Origin of the sequence: Shewanella sp. S1-58-MNA-CIBAN-0166, from assembly GCF_040310085.1 — a bacterium.
Lineage (GTDB): Bacteria > Pseudomonadota > Gammaproteobacteria > Enterobacterales > Shewanellaceae > Shewanella.
Genome location: NZ_JBEOPN010000006.1, coordinates 1 through 21,161 on the forward strand (window position 1 = coordinate 1; position 21,161 = coordinate 21,161).

Genomic DNA, 21,161 nt, shown 5'->3' on the forward strand with positions numbered 1-21,161 from the left:
GTAACCGCTTGCGCTGTCTGCCGTGTCAGTGGATGCGCATTATAGGCACCACACGGTTTTGCGCAAGGCCTTTTTTAAAGCTTTTAGCAAAAAAGCAATCAACCGAATACTAATCAAACAACTCGGTACTAAAAACACACAACCGCGTTCGATTTTGCTCAATTAAGCTTCAGATAATACAAAGGAGTAGATTAACTAATATAAAACCGGATAAGAATTATAGTACATATTTAAGATTTAGATAAAAAAGATATGATTTAATGAATATGTTGGCAAGTCACAACGATTACCTCAGCTATCTATATAGTAAAGGAACTAACTACGTAAACTCTATTGTTAGATGCTATTGAAGAAAATCACTCTATAGTTAACTTTCATTTTTCTCGTTGGTAATATCAGTATTATTGATGTCATCGATGGTTGAGTGTTGTTGTGTCTCTGTTTTATTCAATTCATCGCCAACGATGTGGGCCACTTTTAACTTCTTAATAGCTTTAATCGTGATAACAGGTCCAGATAGTGCATATATGTAGAAACCAAGACAAAGAATGATGGCTGGTTCTACAGAAATAATAACGAACACACCTACGAGCAATAACATCACCACGAAATTTACTTTCCCTCGCCAATCGACTTCCTTAAAGGAGTGATAGCGAAAGTTACTGACCATGAGTAGTCCTGTTAATGCAGTAATCAATGCGGCAAGGTAATTTATATCGGTAGGGTCAAGCTCATATTTAGAACCGCTCCAAATACTTCCAGCGATTAAGGCTGCTGCAGCGGGACTAGCTAAACCTTGAAAATAACGTTTATCGGCAACACCAACTTGGGTATTGAAACGAGCTAATCTCAATGCTGCACAAGCACAGTAGATAAAAGCAGCTAACCAGCCTACTTTACCTAAATCTTGCAATGCCCAATTATAAGCAAGGATCGCTGGAGCCATGCCAAAAGAAACCATATCGGCCAAACTATCATATTCAGCCCCAAAATCACTTTGAGTATTGGTTAACCTTGCGACTCTGCCATCTAGTCCGTCACAAATCATAGCGATAAAGATAGCAATTGACGCTAACTCAAAATGACCGTTCATTGATGAAATGACAGCATAAAAACCAGAAAATAGCCCTGCGGTAGTAAATAAGTTAGGTAATAGGTAAATACCTTTATTTTTTACTGGGTGATTAGGTGAATTTTGCATACACTTTACACATTATCGTTTTAGTTGTTGGATTTATACTCAAAGATAGCATATTTTGAAATATCCAAGCATAACGTCAATTAGCTCTGGGAAACTCACATGGGAATTACGCGTTTAGTTTTTGGCTTAGCCACTTTTGCATTTAGTACATGTTTATTTGCCGCGACCATTTACACTTGGGTGGATGATGCTGGCGTTGTACATTACAGCCAACAACAGCCCCTAAATGTAGATGCAAGCAAGATTTATAGTGAGGATATGGAACCCGCTAAAATTGGCACTTACACACCACAAAAAAAAATCGCTGTTAACGTGGAATCTGAATTAGAACAATCAGCAAAAATCATTAATGAAAAAGACAAACAACAAGCAAAAGACATCTGTGAAAGTGCTAAGCACAGCCTTAGTGTATTGAACACTCACAGCAAATTAAATCAACAAGATAAAACTACTGGTGAAACTGTCTCAATGACAGAAGAACAGAGACAAGCAGCTATTACTGAAAATACCGAACGGGTCAGGTTATTTTGTCAAAATAAATAATAACAAAGGGAGCTAATGCTCCCTTTGTTCAAAAACGTTAGCTGATAATGCTAGATAACATTATTGATTGAAGGCTAGCTTGCCATCTTCTACTACGACTTTAATCATTTTACCTGGCAATAATTGACCTCGCAGCAATTTTTGGGCTAAAGGATTCTCTACTTCTTGCTGCAATGCTCGTTTTAAGGGTCTTGCACCATAAACAGGATCGAATCCAGCTTCAGCAATTAATGATAAAGCCTCATCAGATAATTCAATATCGAACTCTTTCTCGATCAAACGTTTGCGCAATAATTCAAATTGAATACTGGCAATGTGTTTGATATTTTCGGCGTCTAAGGGATGGAATACCACAGACTCATCAATTCGATTTAAAAACTCTGGACGGAAGCTTTGCGTCACAACATTCATGACTCCAGCTTTCATATCTTCATAACTCGTATGACCAAAGCCCTCTTGGATAATATCTGAGCCAAGGTTAGAGGTCATGATGATGACAGTGTTTTTAAAATCAACCGTTCTGCCTTGACCATCAGTTAAACGGCCATCATCTAATACTTGCAGCAACACATTAAATACATCTGGATGAGCTTTCTCAACTTCGTCTAACAAGATAACTGAATAGGGCTTACGGCGAACCGCCTCAGTTAAGTAACCGCCTTCTTCATAACCCACATATCCGGGAGGGGCACCAACTAAACGCGAAACGGTGTGTTTTTCCATAAATTCAGACATGTCTATGCGCACAAGAGCTGATTCTGAATCAAACAAAAACTTAGCTAGCGATTTACACAGCTCAGTTTTACCCACACCGGTAGGCCCAAGGAACAAGAACGAACCTATTGGACGTTGTGGATCGGCAAGACCTGCCCGACTACGACGAATTGCATTAGATACTGCCTCTACAGCCTCATTTTGGCCGATTACACGCTCATGCAATGCATCTTCCATATGCAATAGTTTTTCACGCTCACCTTCGAGCATTTTTGAAACAGGGATACCGGTGGCTTTTGATAGTACTTCAGCAATCTCGACCTCAGTCACTTTATTACGTAACAGTGTCATATCTTGCATTTCTGCTTGCGATGCTAAATCTAGTTGCTTTTCGAGCTCAGGAATACGCCCATACTGTAATTCAGACATCCGCGTTAAGTCACCCGCACGACGAGCTACTTCTAAATCCATTCTCGCCTGTTCGAGATCGGCTTTAATATGTTGTGTGCCTGCTAATGCTGCTTTCTCGGTATGCCAAATCTCATTCATCTCAGAAGCTTTACTTTCGACATCCCTCAGTTCATGTTGTAAAAACTCAAGACGTTTACGACTGGCCTCGTCTGACTCTTTACTTAACGCTTGTTCTTCCAGCTTAAGCTGAATAGCGCGGCGTTCTAAGCGGTCAAGTACTTCTGGCTTAGAATCAATCTGCATTCTGATACTAGATGCCGCTTCATCGATTAAGTCGATAGCTTTGTCCGGCAATTTACGGTCTGAAATATAACGATGCGACATGGTTGCTGCTGCAACTATTGCAGGATCAGTTATTTCAACATGATGATGTAATTCGTAACGCTCTTTTAGACCACGTAAAATGGCAATGGTGTCTTCAACGCTCGGTTCATCAACAATTACTTTTTGAAAACGGCGTTCAAGTGCAGCATCTTTCTCAATATATTGACGATATTCATCAAGTGTTGTTGCGCCGACACAATGCAAATCACCACGTGCTAAAGCAGGCTTAAGCATATTACCAGCATCCATTGCGCCCTCGCCCTTACCTGCGCCGACCATGGTATGCAGCTCATCAATAAACAGAATGACCTGACCTTCCTCTTGGGATAGCTCATTCAATACTGCTTTTAACCGTTCTTCAAACTCACCACGATATTTGGCTCCCGCAATTAACGAGCCCATGTCTAATGACAATACCCGTTTATTTTTAATCCCTTCAGGGACTTCACCATTCACAATACGCTGAGCTAAACCTTCAACAATGGCGGTTTTACCAACACCAGGTTCACCAATTAATACCGGATTATTTTTAGTACGGCGTTGAAGCACTTGAATCGTGCGACGAATTTCCTCATCACGACCAATAACAGGGTCTAACTTACCTTGCTCTGCGCGCTCGGTTAAATCTACGGTAAATTTTTTCAATGCTTGGCGTTGATCTTCAGCATTGGGATCATCAACTTTCTGCCCGCCACGCATGTCTTCAATGGTTTTTTCCATTAACTCTTTGCTTGCACCAGAATCTTTTAATGCTTTGGCAAGGGGGTCATTATTTTCTAATGCCGCCAAGACAAACAATTCAGATGAAATGTATTTGTCTTTGCGCTTTTGCGCTAATTTATCGCATAGGTTTAGTAAACGAATTAACCCTTGTGATAACTGAACATCACCACCAGTACCTTCAACTTGCGGTAAACGCTCTAACTCTTGGCTAACCGCGGAACGAAGCGCGCTAACACGAATGCCCGCTTGTGTAAGTAAAGAATGAATAGAACCAGAATCTTGATTTAACAGCGCCATCATTAAATGAATAGGTTCAATAAATTGATGATCGCGTCCCAATGCTAATGATTGGGCATCAGAAATGGCAATTTGAAACTTATTAGTCATACGATCGAGTCTCATACAACCTCCTAGGATCTGATACATGTGGAATGGGAAATTAATTCAGAAATGAATAATTTGTTAACTTAAAGATGGGGGCATTTAATGTAAACTCAAGGTTAAAACTTAATCTGGATCAAAAAATTGTTGATTTTTTATACTTGAAGGTTATTAACGATAATAACTTAAGATTTAAGCCAAATGAGAGAAGCCATTCGACCCGTTTGCTTGTCACGACGGTAAGAAAAGTAATCAGGTTCAGAAAAGGTACACACATCTGCACTATAGATTTGAATAACGCCTGCTGCAGACAAACGCAACTTAGCTAAGCCGACTAGATCAGCTAAATATTTAGCATTATTCTGAACAAAATGTGTTGCAGCCTGCGGATTTTTATTGATAAAAGTATCACGAACTTCACTACCAACTTCAAATGCACAAGGACCTATTGCAGGCCCTAAGTATGCGATTAATGCTGACGGTGGAGAATGAAACATCGCCAATGCTTGCTCGATGATGCCCTCACACAAACCGCGCCACCCGGCATGAACGGCGGCAACTTCAGTGCCTTGTTGATTACATAATAATATTGGTAAGCAATCGGCCGTCATTACCGTACATACATGGCCAAACTGATTACTGTAACTACCATCAGCTAATGCTATCGCGCTACCTGGCATCAATGTTTGTACATCAACAACCTTAGTACCATGAACTTGCTCAAGCCAGATTGGCTCAGCAGGTAATGATAATTGCTGAGTTAATATTGCACGATTAGCGAATACATCTTGAGGCTTATCACCAACATGTAGCCCTAAATTTAAACTATCAAACGGGCTAACACTGACGCCACCAAAACGATTTGTCATCGCTATGGCAACGTTAACAGGTATTGGCCAATCGTGCTCAAGCATTATAAATACACTATCGGATTAAGCTCAGTATCGACTCGTAGTGCTTTTGTCAGCTCAACCATGTCATCAGGGATCGGCGCATGCCAAGTCATGATTTCACAGGTAAATGGATGAGCAAGTTCTAAACGCACTGCATGTAAAGCTTGGCGCTTAAAGTTTTTGAGTAATTCAAAAAACTCTGGGCTCGCTGATTTAGGCGGACGAGGACGACCACCATAAACCGGATCGCCAACTAACTCATGACCAATATGCGCCATATGAACACGAATTTGGTGAGTACGACCAGATTCCAGACGCAAACGTAAACGCGTATGAGCTCGGAACTTTTCAGACACACGATAATGAGTCACCGATGGGCGACCACCATGGATAACGGCCATTTGAGTACGTCTAGTTGCGTGACGTTCAATAGGTTCATCAACCGTGCCACCTGCCGTCATCGTGCCTAATACAATCGCTTCATACTCGCGAACAATATCACGAGCCTGTAATGCGGCAACCAAATGCGTTTGTGCTTCAACTGTTTTAGCAACAACCATTAGCCCTGTAGTGTCTTTATCTAAACGATGAACAATACCTGCTCTTGGTACATGTTCAATATCTGGACAATGGTATAATAAAGCATTCATCAACGTACCGTCTGCATTACCAGCGCCAGGATGAACAACTAAACCAGCTTGCTTGTTAATGACAATAATATGGTCGTCTTCATAAATAATATTTAAGTCGATATTTTGCGCTTTAGCACTCACTTCTTCTTCAAGTGTTGCCGTCACTTCTATCAACTGAGACTCGAAAACCTTTTCCCGTGGCTTGTCGACTGTGATACCGTCAATAGTAATTGCACCAGATAGGATCCATTCCTTGATGCGTGTACGCGAGTAGTCAGGGAACAAACCAGCTAATGCTTGGTCTAATCTCAGACCGGTTTGTGTTGCTGTGATCTCGCTTTTTAGATTAATCTCTTGTGTCATAGGAACCGTACCCCAGTTTAGGGGTCCAAAGTGAATGTGCTATCTGTTACAATCGGATGTTTTCTATTTTACCGTGAAATGGAAAAATTCTTAACAACAACTTAAAAAGAATTGAATTCAAGTATGTATAAAATTGCCCAAGGTGCCGCCCTAGTATTACTTTCACTGGCTATAACAGCCTGTAGTAGCAGTCCAGAAGACGATGATGTTGCCAGTAAAGCATCACCTGATGTCCTGTACTCTCAAGCAAGAACGTCAATGGAATTAGGTAATTACTCTAAAGCCGTTCGTTCACTTGAAGCATTGGACTCTCGTTTTCCATTTGGTCCGCACAAAACTCAAGTTCAATTAGACTTGATTTATGCGTATTACAAAATGGATGATGCTGCCTCAGGAGTTGCCAATATTGATCGCTTTTTACGCCTCAATCCAACGCATCCTAATATAGATTACGTCTATTATATGCGTGGTTTAACCAATATGCAGGCAGATAATTACTTATTTCACGATTTAATGAATATTGATCGTACCGATCGTGATCCCAAAAATGCTCAAGATGCATTTAAAGATTTTGATCGATTGATTAAATCGTATCCAAATAGCAAGTATTCTGCTGATGCACAACAACGTATGCAGTTCTTAAAGAACCGTTTGGCTAAATATTCAATCCAAGTTGCAGAATATTATATCAAAATGAACGCATGGAGTGCAGCTGCTGTTCGTGCTCAATCAGTTATGGAGAAGTTTCCAGGAACACCTTCAACTGAACGGGCATTAGAAATTATGGCTAAAGCGTATGACGAATTAGGTCAGGAAAAATTACAGCAAAACGTTAAAACTGTAATGAAAGCAAACTTTCCAGCTAATGAAATATTATCTAACTAGTCATCATTCATACTCTACGACTGTTAATTATTGTTTCACATTAAACGCTCCTTGGAGCGTTTTTTATACCTGATTTATCTGCCTTGGCAATTTGAGTCTCTATATATTCAATATTTTTTACTTGTTATGGTAACCACACCAGTAAAAGAGGCACCATAACACCATTTACTCTAGTTACCATCATAGGAGTGAAGTATTTATTACACTATGGTACTTCGGCTGAATAACATTCGATACGCCCAAAATACATCCAAACAAATCGATTTTTGATATAAATATAAAAAACAGGTTGACTCAATGGGTCAAAATCCTTTAAATTGCGTCCGTCGCCCGAATAGCTCAGTCGGTAGAGCAGAGGATTGAAAATCCTCGTGTCCCTGGTTCGATTCCGGGTTCGGGCACCATATTTATATTGGTGGCGACAGCGACTAATAGAATAAAGTTATTTCTCGATACATGTTTTGCAGGTGTGGTGGAATTGGTAGACACGTCAGCTTCAGGTGCTGATGCTCGTAAGGGCGTGGAGGTTCAAGTCCTCTCACCTGTACCAAATAACTTTATCCGTTTTAACAAAAAGGCCTCGCATTGCGAGGCCTTTTTGTTTTTGTTGCCGGTATCACTTTGACGAGTGTTAAAGCCACATATTATTTAGCGGCTCAGGTAGCCTATCAACTGGATTACTCTACTGTATAGTTAATGTTCAGCTCGTTGGCTATAAAATCAGTTGAACGTTAACGCTACAATATCGCTATCTCGTTACGCTCTATCAAACAGTTTGTTCACTGACGAGTCTATCAACTCGCCAGAAAAATCTGCGACAACATAAAACAGCGATTACATCGGCTCAATATAATCCACCATTAACTGCACAGTTTGATTACCTCTAAACTCGTTCACATCAAGCTTATAGACCACACGAGCATGTTTAATGGTTGCATCAGGCCATATTGCTAAATCCACATTAAAAGCAATACCGTCTAACATCGCGTTGCCACATTCCGTTTCAAGTAATAATTTTAAGTGTTTTTCACCCACTATACGCTGCTGTATTACCTTGAATACACCATCAAATAGTGGTTCTTCAAACGACTGCCCCCATGGCCCTGCATTTCGTAATAAAAAGGCAGTATCAAGCGTCATTAACTGGCTCGATAACTCACCATCAGAGAGTAGCTCCCCCGTCAGCTGTTCATAATCTAATACTTCTCTTACCGCATCATCATAAGCTTGCTTAAACTGCTCAAACACATTTGCTTTTAACGATAGTCCTGCTGCCATAGCGTGACCACCAAACTTGGTTATCATTCCAGGAAAGCGACCATTAATGCGTTCGAGTAAATCTCGCATATGCAGGCCTTTAATCGAACGGGCAGAACCTTTTATTACACCATCACCCGCATCGGCAAAAGCAATAACCGGACGATGATAACGATCCTTAATCCGTGAGGCCAAAATACCAATAACACCTTGATGCCAATCATCCTGAAAAATGGCGATGCCCCACGGTAAATCAGCTTCATTGAGTGACACTTTCGATAAACTTTTTAATGCCTCTTGTTGCATGCCCGTTTCAAGTTCGCGGCGCTCTTGGTTTAATCCATCTAATTCCGCTGCCATTCTTCTGGCTAACATGATGTCTTCACACAGTAAGGTTTCAACCCCTAGCGCCATTTCATCTAAACGCCCAGCTGCATTGAGTCGAGGCCCTACCGCAAAACCAAAATCAGCAGCAACAATTTTTTCAGGACTCCGTTTCGCCACCTCAAGCAATGCAGTAATGCCAACACGACAGCGGCCACTTCTGACTCGCTGCAAACCAGCATTAACGAGAATACGGTTATTAGTGTCTAACGACACAACATCAGCGACAGTACCTAAAGCGACAATATCAAGCAATATGCCCAGATTAGGCTCAGTGATTTGCTGTTGTTGATACCAATTACGCTGCCTTAATTGCGCACGTAAAGCAGACATTAGATAAAACGCCACTCCAACACCGGCAATAGACTTACTGGCAAACTGACAACCGGGCTGATTTGGATTAACAATAACATCAGCATTGGGCAAAGTGCTGCCAGGTAAATGATGATCTGTCACGACAACAGTCATTCCTAACAATTTTGCAGCTGCCACCCCTTCAATTGAAGATATTCCATTATCAACGGTAATGAGTACATCAGCATTTTTAGTAAAAGCCACCGCAACAATTTCAGGGCTTAAGCCATAACCATAATCAAACCGATTAGGAATAAGGTAATCAACATGTTTTGCCCCCATCATTTTCAGCGCCAGCATACATACACTAGTCGACGTAGCACCATCAGCATCAAAATCCCCAACAATCAAAATTGATTGCTGCGCAGCAATAGCATCCGCAATAATCACGGCGGCTTCTGCTAGCCCTTTCATACTATCTGGGCGTAATAACTTACTTAGCATTAATTCGCAGTTATCTTCATTGACGCCACGGCGAGCATAGAGCTGTTTCAATAATGGCGATAAAGAAGCGGGTAAATGACTATCATCAACCTGAGGACGACGGACTATTTTATGAGACAAAAGGCAACCTTAACGGGTAATTAGAGAATAGAGCATAACAAAAAGGTGAGCCTAAGCTCACCTTGATTTTACGTTTTTAGCACACACTTTACGACGTTGATTTACTAGTCTGATTTATAAATTCGATTCAATCGTACGTAATAAATCAGCCGGAGCTTGATAGCCAGGTACCATCACACCATTTTCTAAAATCAGTGCCGGTGTACCGTTAATCCCGAACGACATACCTAATTTATACTGGGCCGCAATATCAATATCACAACTTGCCGCTTTAACATTACCACCCGCTTTAGCTTCTGACATCGCTTTTAAAGGATCTTTAGCACACCATACCGCTTGCATCTCGTCTGCATTAGCAGAAGGAATACCTGCACGAGGATAAGCTAAATAACGAATAGTGATACCTAAATCATTATAGCCTTGCATTTGATTGTGTAGCTTGCGGCAATAACCACAGTCTACATCGGTAAATACCGTGACAACATGTTTCTCATTTTTCGCTTTGTAAACCAACATCTCATCTTCAAATGGCTTAAGTAACTCTATACGAGGTCCAGCCAATGCAGCCTCGGTTAAGTTTTTCATGCCTTTATCCATGTCATACAAATTGCCATGAATGAGTTTTGTGCCATCTTTGGTGACGTATAATACACCGCGGTCTGTTAGTGCTTGATATAAACCGTCGATTGGAGATTGTTGAATGAGCATCACGTTGACACCCAAGGTTTCAGTGAGTTTTTGCTTTAACGCTGATTCATTGGACACATCGGTCGCAGGTGCCGCTGACACAATAGGGGCAATAATAAGGCTGGCAACAAGGGCGAATGCTTTAGTTAACTTCATGGTAATTCCTATATTACACGGGTTCATAATCAATAGACCCGACTTCGTAAGCAAAACTTACAGATTTAATTTCGCTAGCGCAACAAATACTCATAATCTTAAATGTAAGGATTTGAAACCTACACAGATACAAATCACACTAAGCTAACCGCGTGGATGATGTTGGCTATGCAGTTGCTGTAAGCGCACTTTAGCAACATGTGTATAAATTTGAGTGGTCGATAAATCACTGTGACCGAGTAATAATTGTACCACACGCAAATCCGCGCCATGGTTAAGTAAATGGGTAGCAAAAGCATGGCGTAACGTATGTGGTGATAAATGACATTGAATACCCGCCCTGGCCGCATACAATTTAATTCGATGCCAAAAGGTTTGTCTGGTCATCATTTGCCCACGACGTGAGGGAAACAATACATCTGACTGCTTCATACTTAATAGCTCGGCACGAGCAAACTTGATGTACTGTTCAACAGCTGTAATGGCCAGCTCACCTAAAGGGACCAAACGCTCTTTGCCTCCTTTACCCATCACCCTCACCAAACCTTGGCGTAAACTAATTTGCTCCATCGTTAAACTCACCAATTCGGTTACCCGCAGCCCTGTAGCATACAACAGCTCTAACATGGCTTTATCTCGGTACTCGATAGGATCATCAATATTTGGCTCTGATAATAAATTATCTATTTGCGCCTCAGACAATGTATCCGGTAATTGACGAACTAACTTGGGCGACTTGATTAATGCTGTAGGGTCTTGGCTTATTTTCTGTTTAACTAATAAGTAAGCATAAAAACGTCGTAAACTACTGAGAAGTCTCGCTGTGCTACTTTTAGCAAATTGTTTATCAAAACGTTCAGCAAGATAGTCACGCAGTAAGGCCTGGTCAACTTGCAGCAAATCCTTACCTTTGGTCAAAACATAACGTTCAGCATTTTGTAAATCTGTACGATAAGATACCAAGGTATTATCACTTAGCCCGTTAGTTGACCACAAGTCATCAAGAAACTGGTTAATTAAGGGATCGGGTTGATAAGCAGGTTTGGCCAAAGCGGTATCCAATAAATAATAAAAAATAAATAATAAAAAACGACGTTAGATAATCTATCATAACGTCGTTATATTGATCTGTTAATTATGATCTATTTAACAATTAAGCATCCGCTTTTTGAGCCTGATTTTGAGGTAAAAACAAACACACAATTGCTGTTAACGCAGTAGGTAGCAACCAAGCCATCCCCTCTGCATGCAGTGGCATAAAGTCAAGGAAGCTCATGTCCATGCCTGCCGTTTGTAACCCATCAAAGATACCGAAAAACAGTGCAACACTCAGCACGACTCGATGCGAAAAAGCAGGTCTAGCAAAGCGTTCTGTCAAAAAGGTTACCAATACCAATGCTATCGCAACGGGGTAAATAGTCATTAACACAGGAATACTGATGCTTATTAATTGCGATAAACCTACGTTAGCGACAGTGGCACATATCACACTTAATAAAACCACTAGTAACTGGTACGATAATTTTGGCATTAATTCATTGAAGAATTCAGAGCAGGCTGTAACTAAGCCAACGGCCGTCGTTAAGCAAGCAAGCGTTACAACCGTTGACAGCATTAAGGTACCAATATTACCAAAATGATGAGTCACATAGTTTGTTAAAATTTGGCCGCCATTGTCTGCACCAATAGCAAAATCGCCTGCTGAAGCACCAAGATAAAACAACGACACATACACAAACGCTAACCCACCAGCAGCAATAAATGCTGCACGAACTAAATACTTAGTTTGATCGGCGGCATCGTTAACGCCTTTTTTGCGTAACAAATCGATGATTAACATACCAAACATCAATGATGCCAAGGTATCCATGGTGTTATAACCTTCAATAATTCCTTTGGTTAATGGACTATTAATATATTCACCGACCGGAAGGTTCACCTCTGCGCCAGGAAGAATAATCACTGAACTGGCTAACCCCACCAAGAGTAAAATCAATACTGGCGTAAGTATTTTACCTACGCTATCGAGTAATTTTCCAGGAAATAAAGATAAAAACATCACAATGGAGAAAAACACCAAAGTATAAATAAGTTGCGCAATACTAAACTCTTTGCCGCCAAGCATCATTAACGCATCTGGATTACTAATAAAAGGTCTCGCGCCAATTTCGAACGCCACCAGCGCAGTACGTGGGGCCGCAAATGCTGGGCCAATGATAATATAAATCGCAATGGCTAATGATGTGGCAGCAAACGCAGGTAATAGCGCCATCACTTTACCGTTAGCTTTCGCAACGGCAATTAACCCTATCAGTGGCATACCCACTGCGGTAATTAAGAAACCGAACATCGCAAAAGACATATTCTCGCCAGCAAGCATGCCAGCAAAAGGTGGGAAAATTAAGTTACCCGCACCTAAAAAAAACGCAAAGGTCATAAACCCTAACCCTAGCGTATCAGTCACACTCATTTTAGTTGTTTGCACTACTAGCCTCGTTTTATTGTTATGTTTTTTAACAAACCTAATTGATTACGCCATAATTAGCTACTGCTGAGCTGAACGAACAATAAATTGTAAAGTTAAAAATACACTTAGAAAATAGTAAACTTTGTTAAGAGAGTAACGAAAATGACTCGCTAGCTCATTATTCAGCATAACATCCCTGTCAAATAGCCTTAATTAGACTTTTTACTCGATTTTACGAGTAAAAAAGCGCGCAAACTAATATCAAATATCGCCTTAATACTCAAGCTCCAGCCCCCTAAACAATTAAAAAAAACTATTTAGTTACGATTTATGGCAAGACTTGTGTACATATCCACCACATCTATGATTTTAAAGTTAATTTTTCGTAACAAAAAGTCAACGGTACAGGTCAGAGGGAATTAACACGCGACAGTAAAAATCAAAGCGGTTATGATCTTATTCGAGTAGTTCATACAATCGAAAGAGTAATCAATTATCTATGTCTTTTACGTTTAAGCAATTTCATATCGATGATCAACAGTGTGGTATGGCCGTCAGTACTGATGCAGTTTTACTCGGTGCTTGGGCTGAACTAACTCAATCAAGGCATATTCTGGATATTGGTGCAGGAAGCGGTTTGCTCAGTTTAATGGCAGCACAACGTAGTCCTCGCCACACGAGTATTATTGCAGTAGAAATAGACAATGCAGCCGCAAAGGCTTGCCAATTTAATATTAAACAAAGCCCTTGGTCAGAGACGGTGCAACTCTTTCACGGTGCTATTCAAGACTTTCAACAACTGCACAAAAAGAATGATGAGCCATTATTCGACCATATTATTTGTAATCCACCCTACTTTGAGCAGGGCACACAAGCCAAAAATAGCGCACGAGCTGACGCCAGGCATACTAATACTTTGCCCTTTGCCGAATTGCAGAGTGTGATTAGCCAATTACTTGCTCCGCAAGGCACGGCAAGTGTTATTTTGCCACTGCAAAGTCTAGCCAGTTTTACTCAACAACTTAACACTTATGGTCTATTCGTTGCTAAGCAGCTTGATATCATTAGCATTGAAGGAAAGGTAGCTAACCGATCAATATTGGCAATCCAGCACTACCCAACAACAACTGAACCACAAACACTCACTCATCCTGCTGTTGAAACTCAGTATCATCAAATGACGATCCGCGACAAACAAGAGCGATATAGCGAAACGATGATAGATTTATGCCGCCCATTCTACTTAAAGCTTTAGCCTGCTCAATAGGTCAGCTATAATACTCAACTATTTTTCAGCGAGACCAGCGCATGCAATTTGAAGATTTCCAGCTCGACCCTAGCTTATTAGAGTCACTCAAGGCCATGGGACACAACACCCCTACCACCATTCAGCAGCAAACTATTCCATTGGCCATGGATCAGCGGGATATTTTAGCGCGTGCGCCAACTGGCACCGGTAAGACGGCCAGTTTTTTACTGCCTGCTTTACAGCACCTTATTGACTTCCCTCGTCGTTTTGAAGGCCAAGCACGTATTTTGGTGCTAACGCCAACGCGTGAATTAGCCAGTCAAATTCATCGTTATGCAAGTCATTTAGCCACTGGGCTTGAGCTTAATATCGTCATTATTACTGGTGGTGTTCCATATGGCCCACAAGAAGAAGCACTTGCAGACAATGTTGATTTATTAATCGCCACCCCAGGTCGATTAATGGAATACCTAGATAAAGACAAATTTGACGCCACTGAAGTTGAAATTTTAATTATTGATGAAGCTGACCGCATGCTTGATATGGGTTTCTCATCAGTAGTGCAATCAATTGCCATTGAAGCTCAAGGCCGCAAACAGAACATGCTGTTTTCTGCCACGCTTGAAGGTAATGGGGTTAACCGTTTCGCTCGCGACTTATTAACCGATCCCGTAATGGTCGATGTTGAAGCGCCACGCAGTGAAAAAGCTAAAGTACACCAATGGGTTCACTTGGCCGACGATCAAGCACATAAATTTGCATTGTTATGCCATATTCTTCAACAAGAAAATGTTACGCGCACCATTGTGTTTGTTAAAACTCGCGAAATGGTCGCCAGCCTTGAAGGCTTATTACTAAAAGCCAATATCCCATGTGCATTTATGCGCGGCGATATGGAACAGAAAAAACGTTTCCAAGCATTGGGTCGTTTTTCTAAAGGCGAAGTTAATGTACTTTTGGCGACAGATGTTGCAGCTCGAGGAATCGATGTTGATGACATTACTCATGTGATTAACTTTGACATGCCACGTTCTGCTGACGCCTATGTTCATCGAATTGGCCGTACCGCTCGCGCTGGCGCAAAAGGAACCGCAATATCACTAGTTGAAGCGCACGATATGCGTATTGTGTCTAAAATTGAACGATACATTGAGATCCCACTGAAACGTCGTGTGATTGAAGAACTTCGTCCTAAACACAAAGAAGCTAAAGTGCCTGGTAAGAAAAAAGCCAATGCAAAAGATGCTCGAGTTAAATCGAAAAAATATAAGAAAAAGTAACTTTTAGGCAGCTTTTTGCAGTGTCCTAAAACACATTGACCAACTAGTATTAAAGCGAATTACTCAGTGATTCGCTTTTTTTATCCCTAAAGCGCTATATATCATCATTAACTAGACCGAATACCGCCACAAAGTGTCAAGATATGTCAATTTATGCACAAAAAACACCCACCAACAAAATAGACTCTAAACCATTAATGGCTATGGATTAATACTTTCATACTGTATTTTATTCTTGCTAAAACATATCAAAAAAACCAACTTATTAAGCGTTAATCGTAGAATCATAAAAAACACAATTTTTTGAAACATTTTATTTACATCAGGCTATTTAGATAAACGTCATACTCTGTTAATTTAGATGCAATGAGTAATAAAATGAATCTGAATGAACATGTTAGCCAACGAAGTTAACTGTCTTTAGCATTATTTCAGCATGGATACGCAAAAGAAATGATAAAAATCATACTAAGAAGATTGTCACCACTCTTGATCATTATTGTATTTGTTGGGCTAGCCCTGGCACTTATTAGCACCCAAGAGACACCCGAGCAAAAAGATGAAGCCATCAGTGTACCGATAATTGATGTGCAAACCGTTACGCCGCAAACCTTATCGCTTAACTTACCCTCCTATGGTGTGGTTAACCCTAAATATAAAACTCAACTTGTCACCGAAGTTCAAGGGCGCATGCTAAGTATTTCAGCCAATTTTGTTGCCGGTGGCGTAGTTAAAAAAGGCGAGCAACTAGCCATTATCGAACCATCTGATTACGAAGCTGACCTTATTCAGGCTGAAGCGACTGTCGCACAGGCCACTGCAGCATTAAATGAAGAGAAAGCCCGCGGTGTTGTGGCTAAAATTGAATTTAAAGATTTTGGTAAAGGCTTACCGCCAGAACTTGGGTTACGTATCCCACAACTGAAAAAAGAACAAGCCAACGTCAAGTATGCAGAAGCGGCATTAGCCCGAGCACAACGTAACTTAGCCCGCACCGTTATTCGCGCACCATTTGACGGCATCATTAAGGCCCGCAATGTCGACTTAGGCCAATATGTCACGTTAGGCACAAATTTAGGTGAACTATACGACACCAGTATCGCTGAAATCAGATTGCCGTTAGCAAATGAAGATCTCGCTTATTTAGAGTCGGTCGATAATCCTGAAACAGCAGTCACACTCACAGCATTGCTGGCGGGTAAACAAGTCTCTTGGCAAGGCAATATAGTGCGCAGCGAAAATGTCATCGACGAACAAACTCGCATGGTCTATTTGGTAGCAGAAATTCATGATCCCTATTTGCGTAACAACAAAACCGAAGGCCAACTACCTTTAAAATATGGCAGTTTTGTTAATGCCGTGATCACAGGTCGAACCGTTAATGATGTGGTAAAACTGCCTCGCCATGTAGTACGAAATGGTCAGGTTGCTGTAGTAAGTGCCGACAATATTATCGAAATACGCCCAGTGAATATTATTCGTTCAGACGTTGACTCCATTTATATTCAAGGCAGTTTCAAAGCGAATGAGCGCGTATCAACCACTAGCATCAACAGCTTAAACTCTGGACAAGCCATTAAAGTTCTTGGTGAAGAAACCAAAACTGAACCAGTCGATACTGACACCCAAGCCGCTACGACTGCAGGTGAATAATAATGGATACTAATAAAGGAATTATCGCCTGGTTTGCTCGCAACAGTGTCGCCGCCAACTTACTGATGGCAGCCTTGCTTATTGGCGGTTTGTTTAGTGCTGTGCTTATTAATAAAGAAATTTTTCCAACGTTTGAATTAAATCTCATCAATATCAATGTGGCCTATCCTGGCGCTGCGCCACAAGAAATTGAAGAAGGGATTAATATAAAAATAGAAGAAGCTATTCAAGATATTAGCGGCATTAAAAAAGTGACGTCTGTTGCCAGTGATAGTGTTGGCTCGGTGACGATTGAAGTCGAAGACGGCTACGAAGTGCAGCAAGTACTAGATGAAGCAAAACTGCGTATTGATGCCATTGCGACCTTCCCTGATAACATCGAAAAACCCAACATTTATCAAATAAAGCCAGAAAACAATGTCATTTGGGTGTCTGTATATGGCGACATGACGCTACATGACATGAAAGAAATGGCTAAAGCGATCAGAGACGACATCACCGATTTACCTGCCGTCACTCGTGCAAAAGTCACTGGTGTTCGAGACTATGAAATTGGCATTGAACTGTCTGAAGACAAGTTACGCGAATATGGCATTACATTTACTCAAGTCGCTTTAGCGGTACAAAACTCATCGATTGATTTACCCGGCGGTTCTATTCGGGCCCAAGACGGTGACATCTTACTGCGTACTAAAGGCCAAGCTTATACTGCTGATGACTTTGCCCAAATTGTGGTAGAGACTCGCGCAGATGGCAGCCGAATTATGTTACCGCAAGTCGCTACCATTAATGATGATTTTGAAGAGCGTTTAGAGTACACCCGTTTTAACGGTAAACCTGCTGCCGTCATTGAAATTACCAGTATTGATGATCAAAATGCGTTAGATATTTCATCTCAAGTTAAAGCCTACGTTGCTGAACGTAAAAAAAGCTTACCAAGCAATATTAAACTTGATACCTGGGGTGATTTAACTCACTACTTGCAAGGTCGTTTAAACATGATGTTGTCGAACATGTTTTATGGCGCCCTGCTGGTGTTTATTATTCTGGCTTTGTTCTTAGACCTTAAACTCGCTTTTTGGGTAATGATGGGCTTACCGGTGTGCTTTTTGGGCACCATGTTATTAATGCCAATTGAACCGTTTAACATGTCGATTAACATGTTGACCTTATTCGCGTTTATTCTGGTGCTGGGGATAGTCGTCGACGATGCCATTGTCATCGGCGAAAGTGCCTATACCGAATTAGAAGAAAACGGCCACTCGTTGGATAACGTCGTAAAAGGTGTGCAAAAAGTAGCCATGCCCGCCACGTTTGGGGTACTCACCACTATTGCGGCCTTTATCCCGATGATTATGGTGTCTGGGCCCATGGGGATTATTTGGAAATCCATCGGTATGGTGGTGATTTTGTGTTTAGCGTTTTCGCTGATCGAATCAAAACTGATTCTACCTGCGCATTTGGCCCACATGAAAATCAAAAAACGCACTACACCGACTAACATTTTCTCGCGCTTTAAATTTGCCCTTAATGAATGGTTACAACACTTTATTCATAATACCTATCGTCACTTTTTAGAACGTTGTATTACGCGACGATATAGCGTGGTGGCGGTGTTTATTGGGGTACTAATTTTGTCGCTTGCATTAGTGCAAAGTGGCAAAGTACGCTGGGTTTTCTTCCCTGATATTCCATCAGATTTTATTCAAGTCCAGCTTGAAATGGAAGAAGGTAGCTCTGAGCAGAACACCCTAAAAGTACTGCAACAAGTTGAGGATGCGTTATATAAGATGAACGCCAAGCTTGAAGAGCAATACGGTTACCCAATGGTAAAACACAGCTATATCGAACTTAGTTCACGCAGCAGTGCGTTTGTGTTTACTGAACTGACTAAAGGCGAAGACCGTGAAATCGACGGCGTCGCAATTGCGGAAGAGTGGCGTAATCAATTACCTGAGTTATTGTCAGTTAAAAAGCTTAACATCAATGCCAGTACCAACGATGCCGGTGGCGATTTATCGTTTCGCTTAACCGCAACCGACTTAGACCAGTTATCTGAGGCCGCTAAGGTACTTAAAGCAAAACTAGCCACTTACGAAGGCGTGTATGATATTACCGATAACTTCTCATCGGGTTCACACGAGATCCGCTTAAACATTCGTCCAGAAGCCGAAGCGCAAGGATTAACACTGTCAGATTTAGCTCGCCAAGTCCGTTACGGCTTTTATGGTTATGAAGCCCAACGTATTTTGCGTAATAAAGAAGAAGTGAAAGTCATGGTACGTTACCCACTTGAGCAGCGCCGCACTGTGGGCGATCTTGAAAACATGCTTATCCGCACCCCGTCAGGCGCAGCGGTACCGTTTTCAACGGTAGCCAATATCGAACTGGGTGAGTCATATGCATCGATCACCCGAGTTGATGGTCGCCGAGCAATTACCATTAGTGCCAATGTGAATAAAAACAATGTTGAGCCATCTAAAGTGGTCGCCGAAATTCAGGAAGACTTTTTACCTGAACTCACCGCGCGCTTCCCAAAAGTGGCTTCAGCTTTAGATGGTGGCAGTTTAGATGAGCAAAATGCCATGCTGGGTTTAGCCCAAGGCTTCTTTTTTGCCATGTTCACCATTTATGCTTTAATGGCTATCCCTTTAAAATCGTACACACAACCGTTAATCATTATGTCGGTGATTCCGTTTGGCATGATTGGCGCCTTGTTTGGCCACTATATTCTTGGTTTATCCATGAGCGTGTTAAGTTTGTGCGGAATTGTGGCGTTAGCGGGGGTTGTGGTAAATGACTCGTTGATTTTGGTCGACTTTGTTAACCGCGCTCGCGAAGAGGGCAAATCGATAATGCAATCGGCTATCGATTCTGGTTGTTACCGTTTTAGAGCCATTATATTAACCTCGCTCACCACCTTTGTTGGCTTAGTGCCGATTATTATGGAAAAAAGCTTACAGGCTAAAATTGTTATCCCAATGGCCACATCGCTCGCATTTGGTATTTTATTTTCGACCGTAGTGACGTTAATTTTGGTGCCAATTTTGTACATCATTTTGGATGATATAAAACGCTTGTGGCAACGATTTTTCAATTGGTGGTGGCAACCTAAACCTGCTGAAAGTGAATTCAGATCTGACGAGCACCATTAATTGAATTAATCCCAATTGTTAACAAAAAAACAGAGCTAACTCAGCTCTGTTTTTTTTGCAGTAAAATCTGCGAGCTGAGCAACATAGTCACCATTAAAATTCAGCTAAAATGACCGCTATAATCTCTATGAAAAAAGCCTGACATGAGCGACACAACTTTACCGATACCCACCTCACCTATACCAACCTTAGTTTACGATATCGGCAAGCACCGTTATCTCAACATTACCGCCAGGTGCACTTTAAGATGCCAATTTTGCCCCAAACATAATGGCTCAAATCAAGTACACGACTATGACTTATCACTCACCCGACGTATTACTGCAGAGGACCTGTTGCCCTTGTTAGGCGATGTTCATGAGGTTGAAGAATATGTCTTTTGCGGCTTTGGTGAACCAACTCTAAACCTTGACTGCTTACTGCAAGTTGCTCATGCAATAAAAGCACAAGGCGGTAAAGTACGCCTAAACACTGATGGCCTGGGTAATCACTTTCATCGACGCAATATTTTGCCAGAGCTCAGTCAATGCATCGACAGTTTGTCTATTTCGCTTAACGCCGATACACCTGAAAGCTACCAACAGCATTGCCGCCCTAAGCTTGCCAATTCGTACACTGCATTACTGGATTTTATTAAGCTTGCACCTCATTACATCCCTCTCGTTCAAGTAAGTGCCATTAACGGACTCGCAAATGTCAACATTGACCGCTGCCGCGATATCGCACAACAAAATGGCGTAGTATTTAAACAACGAGAACTTGATAACATTGGTTAAACAAATAGCGCCTAATCGCAGCTAGACGTTTTCGCCACTGCCGGCTTCA

The 21,161-nt window shown here is 41.4% G+C and carries 15 protein-coding genes and 2 tRNA genes; 9 read left to right on the top strand and 8 right to left on the bottom strand.

The annotated features are described in order from the left end of the window. Positions 1-367: 367 nt before the first annotated feature. Entirely contained in the window at positions 368-1,201 is an 834-nt protein-coding gene (gene pssA / locus AAEY99_RS05400; RefSeq protein ID WP_350979042.1) for a CDP-diacylglycerol--serine O-phosphatidyltransferase, read from the bottom strand. A 99-nt stretch (positions 1,202-1,300) separates the two neighbouring features. On the opposite strand from pssA, the gene AAEY99_RS05405 reads away from it, so the two are divergent. Then, positions 1,301-1,744, top strand: a complete 444-nt coding sequence (locus AAEY99_RS05405) for a DUF4124 domain-containing protein (protein WP_351009565.1) — start codon at positions 1,301-1,303, stop codon at positions 1,742-1,744. A 60-nt stretch (positions 1,745-1,804) separates the two neighbouring features. On the opposite strand, the gene clpB is transcribed toward AAEY99_RS05405, so the two are convergent. From clpB to rluD, 3 genes are all read right to left on the bottom strand, one after another. Next, positions 1,805-4,378, bottom strand: coding sequence for an ATP-dependent chaperone ClpB (gene clpB / locus AAEY99_RS05410; protein ID WP_101085346.1), 2,574 nt, complete (start codon positions 4,376-4,378; stop codon positions 1,805-1,807). A 164-nt stretch (positions 4,379-4,542) separates the two neighbouring features. Next, positions 4,543-5,271: a peptidoglycan editing factor PgeF gene (pgeF, locus tag AAEY99_RS05415; RefSeq protein WP_351009567.1), complete on the bottom strand. Its 729-nt coding sequence runs from the start codon at positions 5,269-5,271 to the stop codon at positions 4,543-4,545. Next, positions 5,271-6,245 (bottom strand): 23S rRNA pseudouridine(1911/1915/1917) synthase RluD, encoded by a 975-nt coding sequence (gene rluD, locus AAEY99_RS05420; protein WP_059746300.1) that lies wholly within the window; start codon positions 6,243-6,245, stop codon positions 5,271-5,273. The genes pgeF and rluD overlap by 1 nt, the downstream gene beginning before the upstream one ends. A gap of 123 nt (positions 6,246-6,368) precedes the next feature. Here rluD and AAEY99_RS05425 point away from each other — a divergent pair, with 123 nt between their 5' ends. The 3 genes from AAEY99_RS05425 to AAEY99_RS05435 all read left to right on the top strand — a co-directional run bounded on the left by AAEY99_RS05425 (position 6,369) and on the right by AAEY99_RS05435 (position 7,680). Then, positions 6,369-7,130: an outer membrane protein assembly factor BamD gene (locus AAEY99_RS05425; RefSeq protein ID WP_101085344.1), complete on the top strand. Its 762-nt coding sequence runs from the start codon at positions 6,369-6,371 to the stop codon at positions 7,128-7,130. A gap of 328 nt (positions 7,131-7,458) precedes the next feature. Next, positions 7,459-7,534, top strand: a tRNA-Phe gene (locus tag AAEY99_RS05430). A gap of 59 nt (positions 7,535-7,593) precedes the next feature. Beyond that, positions 7,594-7,680 (top strand) — tRNA-Leu (locus AAEY99_RS05435). A gap of 284 nt (positions 7,681-7,964) precedes the next feature. On the opposite strand, the gene recJ is transcribed toward AAEY99_RS05435, so the two are convergent. The 4 genes from recJ to brnQ form a co-directional block, all read right to left on the bottom strand. Next, positions 7,965-9,689: a single-stranded-DNA-specific exonuclease RecJ gene (gene recJ / locus AAEY99_RS05440; protein ID WP_162023797.1), complete on the bottom strand. Its 1,725-nt coding sequence runs from the start codon at positions 9,687-9,689 to the stop codon at positions 7,965-7,967. Positions 9,690-9,803: 114 nt separating this feature from the next. Then, the gene (gene dsbC / locus AAEY99_RS05445; RefSeq protein WP_101085342.1) at positions 9,804-10,532 is read right to left on the bottom strand and encodes a bifunctional protein-disulfide isomerase/oxidoreductase DsbC; all 729 of its coding nucleotides are present in this window, start codon (positions 10,530-10,532) and stop codon (positions 9,804-9,806) included. Between the two features lie 144 nt (positions 10,533-10,676). Beyond that, positions 10,677-11,582: a site-specific tyrosine recombinase XerD gene (gene xerD, locus AAEY99_RS05450; protein WP_101085341.1), complete on the bottom strand. Its 906-nt coding sequence runs from the start codon at positions 11,580-11,582 to the stop codon at positions 10,677-10,679. Between the two features lie 103 nt (positions 11,583-11,685). Further along, a complete protein-coding gene (brnQ, locus tag AAEY99_RS05455; RefSeq protein ID WP_192114239.1) occupies positions 11,686-13,017 on the bottom strand; it encodes a branched-chain amino acid transport system II carrier protein in 1,332 nt (443 codons plus the stop codon). A 481-nt stretch (positions 13,018-13,498) separates the two neighbouring features. Between brnQ and AAEY99_RS05460 the strand changes: the two genes are divergently transcribed. From AAEY99_RS05460 to AAEY99_RS05480, 5 genes are all read left to right on the top strand, one after another. Then, positions 13,499-14,254 carry a tRNA1(Val) (adenine(37)-N6)-methyltransferase gene (locus AAEY99_RS05460; protein WP_101085339.1) on the top strand — a complete coding sequence of 252 codons (756 nt, stop codon included), beginning with the start codon at positions 13,499-13,501 and terminating at the stop codon, positions 14,252-14,254. 53 nt (positions 14,255-14,307) lie between these two features. Next, positions 14,308-15,528: an ATP-dependent RNA helicase SrmB gene (gene srmB, locus AAEY99_RS05465; protein WP_101085338.1), complete on the top strand. Its 1,221-nt coding sequence runs from the start codon at positions 14,308-14,310 to the stop codon at positions 15,526-15,528. A gap of 453 nt (positions 15,529-15,981) precedes the next feature. Then, on the top strand, positions 15,982-17,181 hold the full coding sequence (locus AAEY99_RS05470; RefSeq protein WP_101085337.1) for an efflux RND transporter periplasmic adaptor subunit: 1,200 nt from the start codon (positions 15,982-15,984) through the stop codon (positions 17,179-17,181). Between the two features lie 2 nt (positions 17,182-17,183). Continuing rightward, positions 17,184-20,336: an efflux RND transporter permease subunit gene (locus AAEY99_RS05475; RefSeq protein ID WP_351009569.1), complete on the top strand. Its 3,153-nt coding sequence runs from the start codon at positions 17,184-17,186 to the stop codon at positions 20,334-20,336. Between the two features lie 143 nt (positions 20,337-20,479). Beyond that, the gene (locus AAEY99_RS05480; RefSeq protein WP_101085335.1) at positions 20,480-21,112 is read left to right on the top strand and encodes a TatD family nuclease-associated radical SAM protein; all 633 of its coding nucleotides are present in this window, start codon (positions 20,480-20,482) and stop codon (positions 21,110-21,112) included. Positions 21,113-21,161 lie beyond the last annotated feature (49 nt).

Bases quoted from the DNA above. Each gene is read 5' to 3' on its own strand.
- pssA (WP_350979042.1), bottom strand. From the start codon at position 1,201: ATGCAAAATTCACCTAATCACCCAGTAAAAAATAAAGGTATTTACCTA.
- AAEY99_RS05405 (WP_351009565.1), top strand. From the start codon at position 1,301: ATGGGAATTACGCGTTTAGTTTTTGGCTTAGCCACTTTTGCATTTAGT.
- clpB (WP_101085346.1), bottom strand. From the start codon at position 4,378: ATGAGACTCGATCGTATGACTAATAAGTTTCAAATTGCCATTTCTGAT.
- pgeF (WP_351009567.1), bottom strand. From the start codon at position 5,271: ATGCTTGAGCACGATTGGCCAATACCTGTTAACGTTGCCATAGCGATG.
- rluD (WP_059746300.1), bottom strand. From the start codon at position 6,245: ATGACACAAGAGATTAATCTAAAAAGCGAGATCACAGCAACACAAACC.
- AAEY99_RS05425 (WP_101085344.1), top strand. From the start codon at position 6,369: ATGTATAAAATTGCCCAAGGTGCCGCCCTAGTATTACTTTCACTGGCT.
- dsbC (WP_101085342.1), bottom strand. From the start codon at position 10,532: ATGAAGTTAACTAAAGCATTCGCCCTTGTTGCCAGCCTTATTATTGCC.
- AAEY99_RS05460 (WP_101085339.1), top strand. From the start codon at position 13,499: ATGTCTTTTACGTTTAAGCAATTTCATATCGATGATCAACAGTGTGGT.
- srmB (WP_101085338.1), top strand. From the start codon at position 14,308: ATGCAATTTGAAGATTTCCAGCTCGACCCTAGCTTATTAGAGTCACTC.
- AAEY99_RS05470 (WP_101085337.1), top strand. From the start codon at position 15,982: ATGATAAAAATCATACTAAGAAGATTGTCACCACTCTTGATCATTATT.
- AAEY99_RS05475 (WP_351009569.1), top strand. From the start codon at position 17,184: ATGGATACTAATAAAGGAATTATCGCCTGGTTTGCTCGCAACAGTGTC.
- AAEY99_RS05480 (WP_101085335.1), top strand. From the start codon at position 20,480: ATGAGCGACACAACTTTACCGATACCCACCTCACCTATACCAACCTTA.